Here is a 13,341-nt window from a genome sequence, read left to right as displayed (position 1 = left end):
CGGTCGAAGGCGTTAGGTTTGAGGGTGATCGGTGTGGGTGTGCAAACGGTGAGCAGCTCGATACGGCGATCTTTCAATGCGTCTGACCAAGCTGCTCGCGCAGACTGTCCAGGGCAGCCTGCTCGCCCCGCACGCTGAAGAACGCACCTTCGGCATCGGCACGCTCGGCCAGGACCTCGCAACGCGCGAATATGCTTCCGCGCAGTTGCTGGGCCGACCAGGGCAGGAACAGCTCGGCCTCGACCAGATCGCGCTGGAAAAAGGCAACGATCGCCTGATGCAGTTTCGCGACGTCGTCGGGACGGCGCGCACTCATCACGATGCAGCCCGGATACGCGGCGCGCAGCGCAGCTTCGCGTTCGGCCTGTGCCGCCGCATCGCCGACGTGGTCGATCTTGTTGAAAATCCGGATGCGTGGCACGTCCTGCGCCTCGATCTCGTCCAGCACGTGCTCGGTGGTCTCGATCTGCCGTTCGAATCCCGGGTCGCTGGCGTCGATGACGTGAAGCAGCAGCGAGGCATCCAGTGCCTCTTCCAACGTGGACTTGAATGACGCGACCAGTCCGTGTGGCAGGTTCTTGATGAAACCGACCGTATCGCTGACCAGTACGCGCGGAACGCTCTCGGGAAACAGGGTGCGCACGGTGGTGTCGAGCGTGGCGAAGAGCTTGTTGGCGACCAGCACTTCGCTGCCCGTGAGTGCACGCATCAGGGTGGACTTGCCTGCGTTGGTGTAGCCGACCAGCGCCACGCTGGCGAGCCCCTGGTGCGCCTGTCGCCGCGCACGCTGCGTCTTGCGGTCGGCGTCCATCGCCGCGATCTCCTTCTGCAGCTCGGCGATGCGGTCGCGAATCTTGCGCTTGTCCAGTTCGGTGTGCGACTCGCCGGCCCCGCGTCCGCCAACGCCGCTGCGTTGCCGCCCTTGTGGCCCGGCAAGCTTCGCCGCCTCGCGCAGGCGCGGCGCCAGGTAGCCCAGACGCGCGATTTCCACCTGCGCGCGCGCAGCGGGNGAACGTGCGTTGCGGTGAAAGATCTCGAGAATGACCATGGTGCGATCCATCACCTGGCAGCCGACTTCGTTTTCGAGATGGCGCGCCTGCGACGGGGAAATCTCGTGGTCGACGAAGATGACGTCGATCGGGTCGGGCGAGACCGGCGCTTCGTCGTCCATTCCCTCGACAACCGTGTCGAGGCGATACAAGGGNTTCAGCGAACGAACGGCTGGCTCGGTTTCGCTATCCGGTTTGCCCTGGACAAAATGGTGGATCTCCCGCCGCTTGCCCACGCCCAGATAGGCCGTCGAATCGAAGCCGGACCGTTTTTGCGTGAACGTACGGGTAACCGTGAAGCCCAGGGTCTTGGCCAGTTCGCGCAGCTCGGCCAGCGAGGCTTCAAACTCCATGTCGCTCACCCCTGGGAGCTGAACCGACGCCACGACGGCGTACTGAGGGGCTTGTTTGACTTCTTTTTGCATGCGGCCTGGTTTCCAGAGGGGGAGCGAAGCCGGGCATTATCCGTCAATGCAATCGACACAGGCGCTGAAACTGCATTTTGGCGTGACGTGCCACTACACTGCGATTCAGCAGATCCGTGGCAGCGGATCGTCTTCCAGCTCGTCCAGTACGCGCCGGCCGCCAAGGCCGGTTTCCAGGATCACGCGTCCGCCGCCTGTTTCGACGCGACCGATGATGCAGGCGTCCCGCCCTTCCGGCAGGGCATGCCAACGGGCGAGTACGTCGTCGGCTGCGAAGGGNTCGACGACGGCGACGACCCGGCCTTCACAGGCCAGGAAATACGGATCGTAGCCCAGCATTTCACAGACCGACACGACTTCCGGGCGCAGCGGTACCGTGTTCTGGTCAAGCGTCACACTGTGGCCGCTGGCGCGTGCGATTTCGTGGGCCACCGTGGCGAGCCCGCCACGCGTCGGGTCGCGCATGAACTTGAGATCAGGAAAATCGCGTACGGCGCGCGTCAGCGGCAGCACCGAGGCCGAATCGGAACGCAGTTCGCCCGAGAGACCGAACTGCTCGCGCGCCAGCATCACCGCAATGCCGTGATCGCCAACCGGACCGGACACCAGCACCACGTCGCCCGGCGCGATGCGGTCCATGGCGAGGCGGGTGGCCGCGCGCTTGACGCCAATGCCGGTGACCGATAGATACAGGCCGCTGCCTTCGCCCCGGCGCACCACCTTGGTGTCGCCGGCCACGACGGCGACATGGTTCTGTCGCGCAGCCCGCGCGAAGCTGGAGACGTAGCGATCGAGCGCACCGATTTCCAGCCCTTCCTCGATGAGCGCGGACACGGTGAAATAAAGCGGGTCGGCCCCGGCCACTGCCAGGTCGTTGACCACGCCATGCACGGCGAGTGAGCCGATGTCGCCGCCGGGAAATTCAAGTGGCTCGACGGTGAAGCCGTCGGTGGTGACCATGAGTTCGCCGTCCGCATGCGGCAGCGTGGCGGCGTCGGCGTCGGTATCGAGCAGCGGGTTGCCGAGATGGCGGGCAAAGACGTCGGTGATGAGTTCGCGCATCAGGCGGCCGCCGTTGCCGTGTGCGAGAAGGATGCGGGTGTCGTCCATGGCGTGTCTTTATTGGTGGAGGAGTTCGATGACCTGGCCGAAGCTTAACCCGGCATCGTTGACGGGGGCATGCTGGGGCAGATGAGCGCTGAAGCCTGCGCGTTCAAGCAGACTGATCGCAGCTTCCGCGAGCACGCGGTTCTGGAACACGCCGCCAGTGAGGCCGACCGACCGGATGCCAGTTTGCGTGCGCAATTGTTGCGCCTGTTCGACCAGCGCCTGCGCCAGACTCAGATGAAAGCAGGCTGCGCGCTCGGCGGGCGGCCGGGTCGTGTCGCCGAGCATGGGGAGCAGCGGCGCCCAGTCGGTACGCCATAGGCCGAGCGGGTCGCGTGCGAGCGGCAGTTCGACGGCATTGGCGGCAGAGGTGGCCGCGTCCGCTTCCAGCCGCATCGGCGCCTCGCCCTCGAAACTGGCGTGGGTACAGACGCCGCACAAGGCTGCGGCGGCATCGAACAGGCGCCCGACGGCGGAACTGGCCGGGCTGTTGAGCCGGGCCGACCATGCCTGATGCAGGGGTTCGGGTGCAAAGGGTGCCGGCTGTCCCGTTTCCCACAGCAGTGCTGCGGCGGCGCGCCACGGTTCGCGCCCGGCCTTGTCGCCGCCAGGCAGGCGAAATGTCCGCATCGAAGCGGCACGCTGCCAGCGTCCGGGTGCGCCGGTGAAGGCCTCGCCACCCCACAGCGTACTGTCCTCGCCGAGACCGACGCCATCCCACGCAAACACGATCCAGTCGGCGACATCCGGGAATTCCCAGGCCAGCGCGGACGCATGGGCGTGGTGATGCCAGACCTCGAACACCGGCAAGCCGCCGGCGCGGGCGTAACGGCGCGTGCCGTAGCCAGGATGGCGGTCGACGATCAGGCGTGTTGCCTGCACCTGATACAGGCCTTGCAAATCGGACGCCACTTGCGCCAGGGTGTCCTGGCTGCGCGCGGTGCCGAGTTCGCCGATATGCGGCGAGATGACGGCGCGCGATCCCCAGGCGAGACAGAGCGTGTTCTTCATGTGGCTGCCAAGCGCCAGCACGGGTTCGGGCAACGGGGCAGGCAGTCCGAGTTCCAGCGGCGCGTTGCCGCGCCCCAGGCGCAGTGGCCGCGGTGTGCCGGCGATGGGGCGGTACACGGGATCGTCGGCCGGCCGCACGATGGGACGATCATGGTGCAGGAACGCGTCGGCAAGATGGGCGAGCCGGGTTTGCGCTTCCATCCTGTCGGTCAGCACCGGCTCGCCGGAGAGGTTGCCGGACGTCGCCACCAGTGGCCCGCCGAAATCGGCCAGCAGCAGGTCGTGCAGCGGCGAGTAGGGCAGCAGGCAGCCGATTTCCGCGAGACCGGGTGCGATGAGATTGCTCAGGCCGGAGTCAGCCCGTTTCGGCAGCAGCACGATGGGGCGTTGGGCCGACGCCGCGAAATCCAACAGTTCCGGTGTCGTCTGTACGGCACGGCGCATGGCGTCGGGATTGCGGAACATCACCGCCAGCGGTTTGGCCGGGCGCGACTTGCGTGCACGCAGTGAAGCGACGGCGTCATCGTTCGCGGCATCGCACATCAGGTGGTAACCGCCGACGCCTTTCACCGCGACAGTCCTTCCGGACTGCAGCACGGCGACGGCTGCGGCCAGCGCGGCCTCGTCGCCGTCTGCTGTCTTATCCTCCGAGACGAACTGCAGGTGCGGGCCGCACGTCGGGCAGGCGATGGGTTCGGCATGAAAGCGGCGATCGAGCGGGTTCTCGTATTCCTGCCGGCAATCCGGGCACAGCGTGAAATCGTGCATCGCCGTATTGGGGCGATCGTAGGGCAGGGCGGTGATCAGCGTGTAGCGCGGCCCGCACTGGGTGCAGTTGATGAAGGGGTAGCGATGGCGGCGGTTGGCCGGGTCGTGCAGTTCGGCCAGGCAGTCCGCACAGACAAAACCGTCGGCCGGCACATGGATATCGGCCGCGTTCCGGGACTCACTGTCGAGAATGGAGAATGCATGTGACGCTTCGGGCGGGCAGTTTTCACTGGACAGTTTGGCGGGCGCCGACAGGGGCGGTGCATCGTTCAGCAAGGCGTCGCTGAATCGCTGGAGTTGTGCGGGCAGTCCCTCCGCATGGATTTCCACTGCGCCGTTGGCGTTGCGCACCCAGCCGGTGATGCCATGCCGATGGGCGAGCCGATAGACGAAGGGCCGGAAGCCTACGCCCTGAACCCTGCCGCTGATCGTGATGAAGCGGGCGACGCGTTCAGGCATCGGCGGCTACGCGCACGCCGCCTGCCCACCAGATGCGGCAGGCGCCTTCGTCCGACACCATGCAGGGCCCGACCGGATTGCGCGGGGTGCAGGCCTTGCCGTAGATGCGGCACTGGTTGGGGTAGATCTTGCCGAGCACCACTTGCGCGCAATCGCAGCCGGGCGGCATTTCGCCGCGCGGCGGCGGCCGGGGTCGGTGTGGTCGGGAAACAGCAGGCGTGCGTCGTGTTGTGCAAAGGCAGGCTTCAGCGCGTAGCCGGAGCTTGGAATGATGCCGATGCCGCGCCAGTTGGCGTCGACGATGTCGAGTGTGTGGTCGAGCAAGCGGCGACCGGTCGGGTTGCCGCCCGGGTGGGCGACCTCGCGATAGCAGTTGTCGAGAAAGCGCTCGCCGGTCTTCAGCTGGCGCAGTACGGAATAGAACGAGGCGAGCAGCGACTCCGTGCCGAAGCCGGCCACTGCGGCGGGAATCTCGTGCCGGTCGATGACGAAAGACCATTCCTCCGGCCCCATGACCGTGGAGACATGGCCGGGCGCGACCAGCGCGTCGAAGCCGGGGCTGCCGGAGTCGAGCAGCATCGCGACTGCCGGCCAGGTCAGGCGGCCGGACAACAGGATGCTGAGGTTGTCGGGAATCCCCTCGGCCAGCATGGCGGCCGTCGGTGCCGTGGTGGTTTCAAAGCCGGCGGCGAAGAACACGACCGGGCGACCAGGATTGTCTTGCGCGATCCGGCGCGCATCGAGCGGGCTGGCGATCGGACGGATATCGGCGCCGGCGGCTTGCGCCTCGGCCAGCGAGCGCACCTCACCTTTTTGACATTGACCGGCACCCGCAGCATGTCGCCGAACGCAACCAGGATGACCTTGTCCTGCAGCGCCAGCTGGATCGCCTGGTAGACGTCTTCCTCCGGGCATACGCACACCGGGCAGCCGGGGCCGGGCACCAGTTCGAGCCATTTCGGCAAAGTGCCGCGCATGCCGGCATGGGTGATCGAACGCTCGTGGCCGCCGCACACGTTCATGATCTTGATCGGGCGGTCGAATTCGAAGGCGTGGATCCTGTCCAGCCAGGCGCGGGACTCGCTCATCAGGCCGTGGTCCTGTGATATTTCATGCCGTCGGCCTGGATCGCCGGGCGGCGCGATTGTCCAATCGCCACGCGGGCGCGCTGTGAAGCAAGCTGCTCACGCAGCCAGGTCAGCCAATGTTCCATGCCGAGATCCTTGCGCGCCGACAGACACATCACCGGCGCCGGATTGGCGAGATTGCGCAGGTGCGCTTCGGCCTTGTCCGGATCGAAGTCGTCGAGCACGGCCAGGAGGTCGGTCTTGGTCAGGAGCATGGCGTCGGCGGCGCGGAACATCACCGGATACTTGGCCGGCTTGTCGTCCCCCTCGGTGACCGAGAGCAATGTGACGTTGAGATGCTGGCCGAGATCGAAGCTCGCCGGGCATACCAGGTTGCCGACGTTCTCGATGAATAGGATGTCGACGCCGTCGAGCGTCATGTGATGCAGCGCATCGTGCACCAGATGCGCGTCGAGGTGGCAGGCGGTGCCGGTGACGATCTGGTGCGCCTGCACGCCCTTGGCGCGGATGCGCTCGGCGTCGTTCTCGGTTTCGAGGTCGCCCTCGATCACGGCACAGGTGAATTCGTTTTTCAGCGCGACGAGCGTGGCCTCGAGCAGCGCGGTCTTGCCGGAGCCGGGCGACGACATCAGGTTGATCGCGAGGATGCCGCGTTTGTCGAAGTGCTCGCGGTTGTGTCCGGCCTGGTCGTCGTTTTTCGCCAGCAGGCCTTTCAGCACAGAGACCGCAGTCGCGCCCTTGGCGACAGGCTTGAACGCGAGGTGCTTGTTGCCGGGGGTGAGGTTGCAGCCGCAGGTGTCACACATTTTGGGTAAGTGGTAAGGGGTGAGTAGTGAGGGGTGAGGGGTCAGGTGGGGACGGTTTCGAGTTCAACGCTTTCGAGCAGGAGTTCATCACCGCTGACGATTTGCGTGTGCCAGTCGCCGCAGGTGCCGCAGACCAAACGGTTCATCGCGGCTTCGGTCTCCGCGCCGCAGGTCTGGCAATGCACCCGGACCGGTGCGGCGACGAGGTCGAGCACGGCGTGTTCCATGCGGCTACCGGCGGCGGCGAGCGGGAAGGCGCTGCCCAGCAACTCGGGCACGACACCGGCGAGGGGACCGATGCGCACGCGGATCAGAGCAGCATGGCTCGCCTGATGCTGATCGATCACGCTTTCCACCTGCTCGACGAGTGCCTGGGCGACGGCCAGTTCATGCACGCCCCACCTCCTGGGCTTGGCCCTCCAGGATCTGGTCGAGCAGTTCCCAGGTTGTGCGGGCGTCGGATTCGGCGATCTTCTGGATGGCGTAGCCGACGTGCACCATGACGTAATCACCGACGGCGGGCAGCGCATCCTGCATCATGAACAGACTGACATCGCGCCACACCCCTTGGCCTGGCAGCGGGCGGTAAAGCCGTCGATCGATTCGATCTGCATCGGAATGGCGAGACACATGGGCGGCAATCAAAATCTACACTCGAACCAGTATATGTGATTTGCCGGCCCTCTGCCGGATCGCAAATATTACAAAATAATGATGGAGAATCAGAAGCTTGAGCGAATTACTTGGTTGTTATTCTAATTCCGGGCTGGTAGATTGAATTGATGAAAACGCTCGTGCTCGGCATCGGCAACACCCTGCTTACCGACGAAGGCATTGGCATTCATGTTTTACAGGCACTCGAACCCGAACTGGCAGATTGGCCAGATGTGACCCTGCTCGATGGCGGCACGCTTTCGTTCACCCTGGCGGGACCGATCGAGGAAGCCGATGCGCTGATCGTCGTTGATGCCGCGAATATCAAATCGAAACCAGGCGACTGGACATTGCTGGAGGGGGAGGAGATGGACGCATTCCTGATGAGCAATCGCAAAGCCTCGGTGCACGAGGTGGGGCTGACCGATCTGCGCGCCATCGCCATTTTGGCGGGGCACTGGCCCGAGAAGCGTGCCATGTTGGCCATCCAGCCGCAGATCATCGACTGGGGCGAGCATCCTACCGCTACCGTCGCCGCTGCCATTTCCNCTGCCTGTACGGCGATCCGTGACCTGATCCGGGTATGGCGCCATGTCGCTTGATGCCATTCCCATACACGTCGTTCCGCCGGGCGAGCCAGGCCTGACCGGCAATGCGCTGCCTCTCCTGCGCGAATTGCTCGAGATGGTGCGGCGTCTGCTCGCGACCGGCGAAGCGTCCGCCATCGATCTGTCTGCATTGCCGCTGACGCCGGCCGACCTGGACTGGCTGCGCGACAAGCTCGGCGCCGGTGAAATCGACGTCACCTTGCAGGCCAATGGCGAATCGACTTTGAACGAAACGGCATGCTCCGGCGTGTGGTGGGTGACGCATCGCAACGAGCAGGGCGCGGTGACGTCGCAATTCATCGAAGTGGCATTCGTTCCCGATCTGGTCAAGGCCCATCCCCAGGATGTGGAAATTGGATCGGGATATCTTGAACTGCTGGTATCCGACCTCTAAGGTGTAGGGAGCGCGGGAATGTTTCTTGTCAGGAGGCACGCATCATGCAAGGTCCGTTGATCGATACGCTTGCGCGGCGGGGAGTGACCCGCCGTACCTTTCTGAAGTATTGCGCGACGCTGGCCTCGATGATGGCCCTGCCGCCGACGGCAGGCCGTGCCATGGCCGAGGCGATGGCGGCGGCGCGACGGCCCTCGGTGATCTGGCTGCCGTTCCAGGAATGCACCGGTTGTACCGAATCGATCACGCGTTCGCACTCCCCGACCATCGAAGGCATGATCTTCGACATGATCTCGCTGGACTACCAGGAAACGCTGATGGCCGCCGCCGGCCACCAGGCCGAGGAAGCCCTGCATGCCGCGATGAAGGACAACGCAGGCAAGTATCTGCTGATCGTCGACGGCTCGATCCCGCTGGGGCAGGACGGCGCCTACTCCTGCATCGGCGGACGCTCCAACGTGGACATCTTGAAGGAGGCGGCCGCTGGTGCAGCCGCTGTCATCGCCGTCGGCTCCTGCGCCTCCTTCGGCGGCATCCCGAAGGCCAACCCGAATCCGACCGGCGCGGTTTCGGTGTCCGACCTCGTCAAGGACAAACCTATCGTCAACATTCCCGGCTGTCCTCCCATCCCGGTGGTGATGACCGGCGTACTGGCGCATTACCTCACCTTCGGCAGCCTGCCCGAGCTCGACGACAAGGGCCGGCCCAAGTCCTTCTTCGGCGAGACCATTCACGACCGCTGCTACCGCCGCCCGTTCTACGACCAGGGCAAGTTCGCCAAGACCTTCGACGATGAAGGCGCGCGCCAGGGCTGGTGCCTGTTCGAGCTCGGCTGCAAGGGGCCGGTGACGCATAACGCCTGCGCTACGGTGAAATGGAATGGCGGCACCTCGTGGCCGGTGGAATCGGGGCATGGCTGCCTCGGCTGTTCCGAACCCGATTTCTGGGACGGCGGCGGCTTCTACAAGGCGCTGTCGGCGCCGGCCGACCCTCTCAAGTTCGCCGCTGTCGCCGCGGTCGTGGGCGCCGGTGCCGGGGTGGCGGTCAGCGTCGCCAACCGGGTCAAGAAAAGCGCCGCCAAGGCGACGCATGAGACCACCACGCTGGCCGACCTGGAGAAATAGGCATGACTGATCTGCAATTTCTGACCTGGACCCGGGGGCCGGGCCTCGACATCGCCGTCGGCATCTTCCTCCTGGGCGTGCTGTGGCGCCTGATCGAGATCTACACGCTTGGCCGCAAGAAGGATCTCGCCGCGCCGCGCCACGCTGCCGGCGCGTCCGGTTTCCATACTGTGTTCCGGCGCTCGCTGCCGCCGTCCGGCATGCTGAAGCGTTCGCCGGTCAGTTATATCGGCGGCTATATTTTTCACATCGGGCTGGCGATCATCGTGTTCCTGGGCGCCCCGCACATCCTGTTGATCGAGAACCTTGTCGGTCTGTCGTGGCCTGCGCTGCCTTCGCAGTTCATCGGGTTGACGGCCGTGGTGACGATGGCGGCGATGGTGGTGATGCTGGCCGACCGTATCAACAAGCCAGTCAAGCGCTTCCTCAGCACCTTCGAGGACTGGTTCACCTGGGCGGTGACCTTCCTGCCGGTACTGACGGGGTGGATGGCGACGCAGCACCTGCTTCTGCCGTACACCCAGATGCTGGCACTGCATATCCTGTCTGCGGAAATCCTGCTGGTGGTACTGCCTTTCAGCAAGCTGTTCCATGGCTTCACGCTGTTCGGCTCGCGCTGGTACAACGGCCGCGTCAATGCGCACAAGGGGTGCCGGTATGAGCAGGGAGCAGGGGCCCCGCTTTGCGGGGATGCGAGTGTCCGCGAATACCGGCCACGCCCGACACGATGGGCTCGGGATAAGTGACATATTCAAGGAGGAAGCGGTATGAGCACCTCACTCGAAAAAGGCATCCACGCCCTCAAGGAAGTCATCGATGCGCCCATCGCCAGCTATTTCGAAAGCTGCGTGCATTGCGGCCTGTGTGCCGAGGCCTGCCTGTTTCACACCGAGACCGGCGATCCGAAATACACGCCGATCCACAAGCTGGAGCCGCTGCGCCGCGTTTACGAACAGGAATACACGCTGCTCGGGCGGCTGAAGAAAATGGTCGGCCTGTCGAAGCCGGTGACCGACGCCGAGCTCGACCAGTGGCAGGAACTGGTCTACGACAGTTGCACGCTGTGTGGCCGCTGCTCGCTGGTCTGTCCGGTGGGCAACGACATCGTCTACATGGTGCGCAAGTTCCGCGAAGGCATGGCGGTGTCGGGCCATGTCCCCGACGGCATCCGGAGCGCGACCAAGCGTACGGTCGAGCTCGGGNGGCCGATGGGCCTGAAGTGGCCGGCGGTCTCCAATGTGCTCAAGCACGTTGAAGAGAACACCGGTTTGAAGATCCCCGTCGACCAGTCCGGTGCCGACTACCTGGTGCTGCTGTCGTCGATGGAGATCGTCAACTACCCGGAATACATCGAAGCATTGGCAAAGATCTTCCACAAGGCGGGCATCAGCTTCACGCTCGCCTCCGACGCCTACGAGGCGACCAACGCCGGCATCCAGATCGGCAGTTCCGACCTGGCCAAGGTGATCGTCACGCGCATCGTCGACGCCGCCGAGAAACTTAAGGTGAAGAACGTGCTGTCGCCCGAATGCGGCCATGCCTACATGGCGATCCGCTGGGAGGGGCCCAACCTGGTTGGCCGTCCCTTCGGCTTCAATGTCGTGCATGTGCTGGAACTGCTCGACGAACTGCGCCAGAAGGGCGTGTTGAAGATGAAGGACAAGCTGAAGGATCCGCTCATCCTGCACGACNCCTGTCAGATCGTGCGTCGCGGCGGCGTGCTGCAGGCGCCCGAGCCGCTGATCCAGCAGGTCGCGGAGAACTACATCCCGATCGCCGACAAGCAGAAGTTGAACTGGTGCTGTGGCGGCGGCGGCGGCGCTTCCGCGATCCACACCGAGGAGGCGGAAGCGCTGCGCGCCAAGGCTTTCCGCATCAAGAAGCGCCAGATCGAGGAGGCGGGCGTCGACACCATGGTGACATTCTGCGCCAACTGCCGCATCACGATCGAGGAAGGCTTCGACCATTACGAGATGAATACCAAACTGCTCGGCCTGACCGAGCTGCTGGCGGAACACCTGGAGGCCTGAACACATGACCACAGCACAACGCGTCGTCGTCGACCCCATCACCCGCATCGAGGGGCATCTGCGCATCGAGGCCGAAACCGACGCCAGCGGCAAGATCACCCAGGCGTATTCCGCCGGCACCATGGTGCGCGGCATCGAGATCATCCTGCGCGGGCGCGACCCGCGCGACGCCTGGGCGTTCGCCCAGCGTATCTGCGGCGTCTGCACCCTGGTGCATGGCATCGCCTCGGTGCGCTCGGTCGAGGATGCGCTGCACCGCGCCATCCCCAGCTACAGCATTCCGCACAATGCCGAGCTGATCCGCAACCTGATGATCGCGGCGCAATACGTGCACGACCACGTCATGCACTTCTACCATCTGCATGCGCTCGACTGGGTCGACGTGGTGTCGGCGCTGAAGGCCGATCCCAAGGCCACCTCCACGCTGGCGCAGTCGATCTCCAGCTATTCGAAATCGTCGCCGGGTTATTTCGCCGACGTGCAGAAGCGGGTGAAGACCTTCGTCGAGCAAGGGCAGCTCGGCATCTTCGCCAACGCCTACTGGGGCCATCCGGCCTACAAGCTGCCGCCGGAGGCCAACCTGATGGCGGTGGCGCATTATCTCGACGCGCTCGCCTGGCAGCGCGACGTGGTCAAGCTGCACACCATCTTCGGTGGCAAGAATCCGCATCCCAACTTCGTGGTGGGCGGCGTGCCCTCGGCCATTTCCGTTCAGCCCGGCGTGGGCCAGGGTCAGGGTGGGCCGCATTATCGCGGCGGGCAGGACGCCACCGCGCTCAACGTGGTGGGCTTGGAGACGATCCAGAACGTCATCCGCCAGATGCGCGAGTTCGTCGATCAGGTCTACGTCCCCGACACGCTCGCCATCGCCGGTTTCTACAAGGATTGGGCCGGGCGGGGCGAAGGCCTGGGCAACTTCCTGTCGTTCGGCGACTTGCCGTCGAAAGGCTTCTGGGATACCGATTCCTATCTCATCCCGCGCGGCGTCATCCTCAATCGCGACCTCTCCAAGATCCATCCCATCGACCTGGATGCGGACAACGAGATCCAGGAATTCGTCAGCCACTCCTGGTACAAGTACAGCCAGGGCGACGCACAGGGCCTGCATCCGTTCAAAGGTGAGACCGAACTCAACTACACCGGGCCGAAGCCGCCGTATGAACAGCTCGACGTTGACAAGAAATATTCCTGGCTGAAGTCGCCGCGCTGGCAGGGCAAATCCATGGAAGTCGGCCCGCTTGCCCGCGTGCTGATGCTCTATGCCACCGGCAACGCCCAGGCCAAGGAACTGGTGGGCTACACGCTGAAGACGCTCGACGTGCCGGTCGATGCGCTGTTCTCGACGCTGGGCCGTACCGCCGCGCGCACGTTGGAATCGAAGATCCTCGCCGACGCCATGCAAGGCTGGTATGACCAGTTGATTGCCAACATCAAGGCCGGCGACATCCGAACGTTCAACGAGCAATACTGGGAGCCGTCGACCTGGCCCAGGCACATGCAGGGCGTCGGCCTGATGGAAGCGCCGCGCGGCGGCCTTTCGCACTGGATCGTCGTCGACGACGGCAAGATCAGCAATTACCAGGCCGTGGTGCCGAGCACCTGGAACGCCGGCCCGCGCGACACGCAAGGCCAGCCGGGCGCCTACGAGGCGGCGCTGCAGGACAATCATGTGATGCAGGACCCGAAGCAGCCGATCGAGATCCTGCGCACCATCCATTCCTTCGACCCCTGCATTGCCTGTGCCGTCCACGTGACCGACCCGGACGGCGAAGAACTGGTGCAGGTGAAAATCAAGTGACTTGCCGACGAGATTTTGAA

At 64.6% G+C, this 13,341-nt stretch carries 12 protein-coding genes and 3 pseudogenes; 6 read left to right on the top strand and 9 right to left on the bottom strand.

Going from position 1 to position 13,341, the window contains the following annotated elements:
* Positions 1–73 precede the first annotated feature (73 nt).
* From hflX to HZY77_RS04140, 9 genes and pseudogenes are all read right to left on the bottom strand, one after another.
* The gene (gene hflX / locus HZY77_RS04180) at positions 74–1,474 is read right to left on the bottom strand and encodes a GTPase HflX (RefSeq protein ID WP_296819048.1); all 1,401 of its coding nucleotides are present in this window, start codon (positions 1,472–1,474) and stop codon (positions 74–76) included.
* Positions 1,475–1,579: 105 nt separating this feature from the next.
* Entirely contained in the window at positions 1,580–2,584 is a 1,005-nt protein-coding gene (gene hypE, locus HZY77_RS04175) for a hydrogenase expression/formation protein HypE (protein ID WP_296819045.1), read from the bottom strand.
* A 9-nt stretch (positions 2,585–2,593) separates the two neighbouring features.
* Complete coding sequence (gene hypF, locus HZY77_RS04170) at positions 2,594–4,819, bottom strand: carbamoyltransferase HypF (RefSeq protein WP_296819043.1); 2,226 nt, start codon at positions 4,817–4,819, stop codon at positions 2,594–2,596.
* Positions 4,812–4,988: a hypothetical protein gene (locus tag HZY77_RS04165; protein WP_296819040.1), complete on the bottom strand. Its 177-nt coding sequence runs from the start codon at positions 4,986–4,988 to the stop codon at positions 4,812–4,814. Before HZY77_RS04165 ends, hypF begins: the two co-directional genes overlap by 8 nt.
* Positions 4,989–5,068: 80 nt before the next feature.
* Positions 5,069–5,734 (bottom strand): annotated as a pseudogene (locus HZY77_RS04160) (hypothetical protein); the annotation flags it as partial.
* Positions 5,704–5,841, bottom strand: a pseudogene (locus tag HZY77_RS04155) (hydrogenase formation protein HypD); the annotation flags it as partial. The pseudogenes HZY77_RS04160 and HZY77_RS04155, both read right to left, overlap by 31 nt.
* Positions 5,842–5,906: 65 nt before the next feature.
* Positions 5,907–6,713, bottom strand: a complete 807-nt coding sequence (gene hypB, locus HZY77_RS04150; RefSeq protein ID WP_296819038.1) for a hydrogenase nickel incorporation protein HypB — start codon at positions 6,711–6,713, stop codon at positions 5,907–5,909.
* 41 nt (positions 6,714–6,754) lie between these two features.
* Positions 6,755–7,108: a hydrogenase maturation nickel metallochaperone HypA gene (locus HZY77_RS04145; RefSeq protein ID WP_296819036.1), complete on the bottom strand. Its 354-nt coding sequence runs from the start codon at positions 7,106–7,108 to the stop codon at positions 6,755–6,757.
* Positions 7,101–7,327 (bottom strand): annotated as a pseudogene (locus HZY77_RS04140) (HypC/HybG/HupF family hydrogenase formation chaperone). Before HZY77_RS04140 ends, HZY77_RS04145 begins: the two are co-directional and overlap by 8 nt.
* 168 nt (positions 7,328–7,495) lie before the next feature.
* On the opposite strand from HZY77_RS04140, the gene HZY77_RS04135 reads away from it, so the two are divergent.
* From HZY77_RS04135 to HZY77_RS04110, 6 genes are all read left to right on the top strand, one after another.
* On the top strand, positions 7,496–7,969 hold the full coding sequence (locus tag HZY77_RS04135) for a HyaD/HybD family hydrogenase maturation endopeptidase (RefSeq protein WP_296819033.1): 474 nt from the start codon (positions 7,496–7,498) through the stop codon (positions 7,967–7,969).
* Positions 7,959–8,369 (top strand): hydrogenase expression/formation C-terminal domain-containing protein, encoded by a 411-nt coding sequence (locus HZY77_RS04130; protein WP_296819030.1) that lies wholly within the window; start codon positions 7,959–7,961, stop codon positions 8,367–8,369. The genes HZY77_RS04135 and HZY77_RS04130 overlap by 11 nt, the downstream gene beginning before the upstream one ends.
* Positions 8,370–8,413: 44 nt before the next feature.
* Positions 8,414–9,493, top strand: coding sequence for a hydrogenase small subunit (locus HZY77_RS04125; RefSeq protein ID WP_296819027.1), 1,080 nt, complete (start codon positions 8,414–8,416; stop codon positions 9,491–9,493).
* 2 nt (positions 9,494–9,495) lie between these two features.
* Positions 9,496–10,239: a hypothetical protein gene (locus HZY77_RS04120; RefSeq protein WP_296819025.1), complete on the top strand. Its 744-nt coding sequence runs from the start codon at positions 9,496–9,498 to the stop codon at positions 10,237–10,239.
* 21 nt (positions 10,240–10,260) lie between these two features.
* Entirely contained in the window at positions 10,261–11,523 is a 1,263-nt protein-coding gene (locus HZY77_RS04115; RefSeq protein ID WP_296819023.1) for a (Fe-S)-binding protein, read from the top strand.
* Positions 11,524–11,527: 4 nt separating this feature from the next.
* Entirely contained in the window at positions 11,528–13,321 is a 1,794-nt protein-coding gene (locus HZY77_RS04110; protein ID WP_296819021.1) for a nickel-dependent hydrogenase large subunit, read from the top strand.
* Positions 13,322–13,341: the final 20 nt, after the last annotated feature.

This window comes from Thiobacillus sp. (genome assembly GCF_013693775.1).
Lineage (GTDB): Bacteria > Pseudomonadota > Gammaproteobacteria > Burkholderiales > Thiobacillaceae > Thiobacillus.
This window is presented reverse-complemented; position numbering and strand designations above follow the sequence as displayed.

Bases quoted from the DNA above. Each gene is read 5' to 3' on its own strand.
- hypF (WP_296819043.1), bottom strand. From the start codon at position 4,819: ATGCCTGAACGCGTCGCCCGCTTCATCACGATCAGCGGCAGGGTTCAG.
- HZY77_RS04165 (WP_296819040.1), bottom strand. From the start codon at position 4,988: ATGCCGCCCGGCTGCGATTGCGCGCAAGTGGTGCTCGGCAAGATCTAC.
- hypB (WP_296819038.1), bottom strand. From the start codon at position 6,713: ATGTGTGACACCTGCGGCTGCAACCTCACCCCCGGCAACAAGCACCTC.
- HZY77_RS04130 (WP_296819030.1), top strand. From the start codon at position 7,959: ATGTCGCTTGATGCCATTCCCATACACGTCGTTCCGCCGGGCGAGCCA.
- HZY77_RS04125 (WP_296819027.1), top strand. From the start codon at position 8,414: ATGCAAGGTCCGTTGATCGATACGCTTGCGCGGCGGGGAGTGACCCGC.
- HZY77_RS04120 (WP_296819025.1), top strand. From the start codon at position 9,496: ATGACTGATCTGCAATTTCTGACCTGGACCCGGGGGCCGGGCCTCGAC.
- HZY77_RS04110 (WP_296819021.1), top strand. From the start codon at position 11,528: ATGACCACAGCACAACGCGTCGTCGTCGACCCCATCACCCGCATCGAG.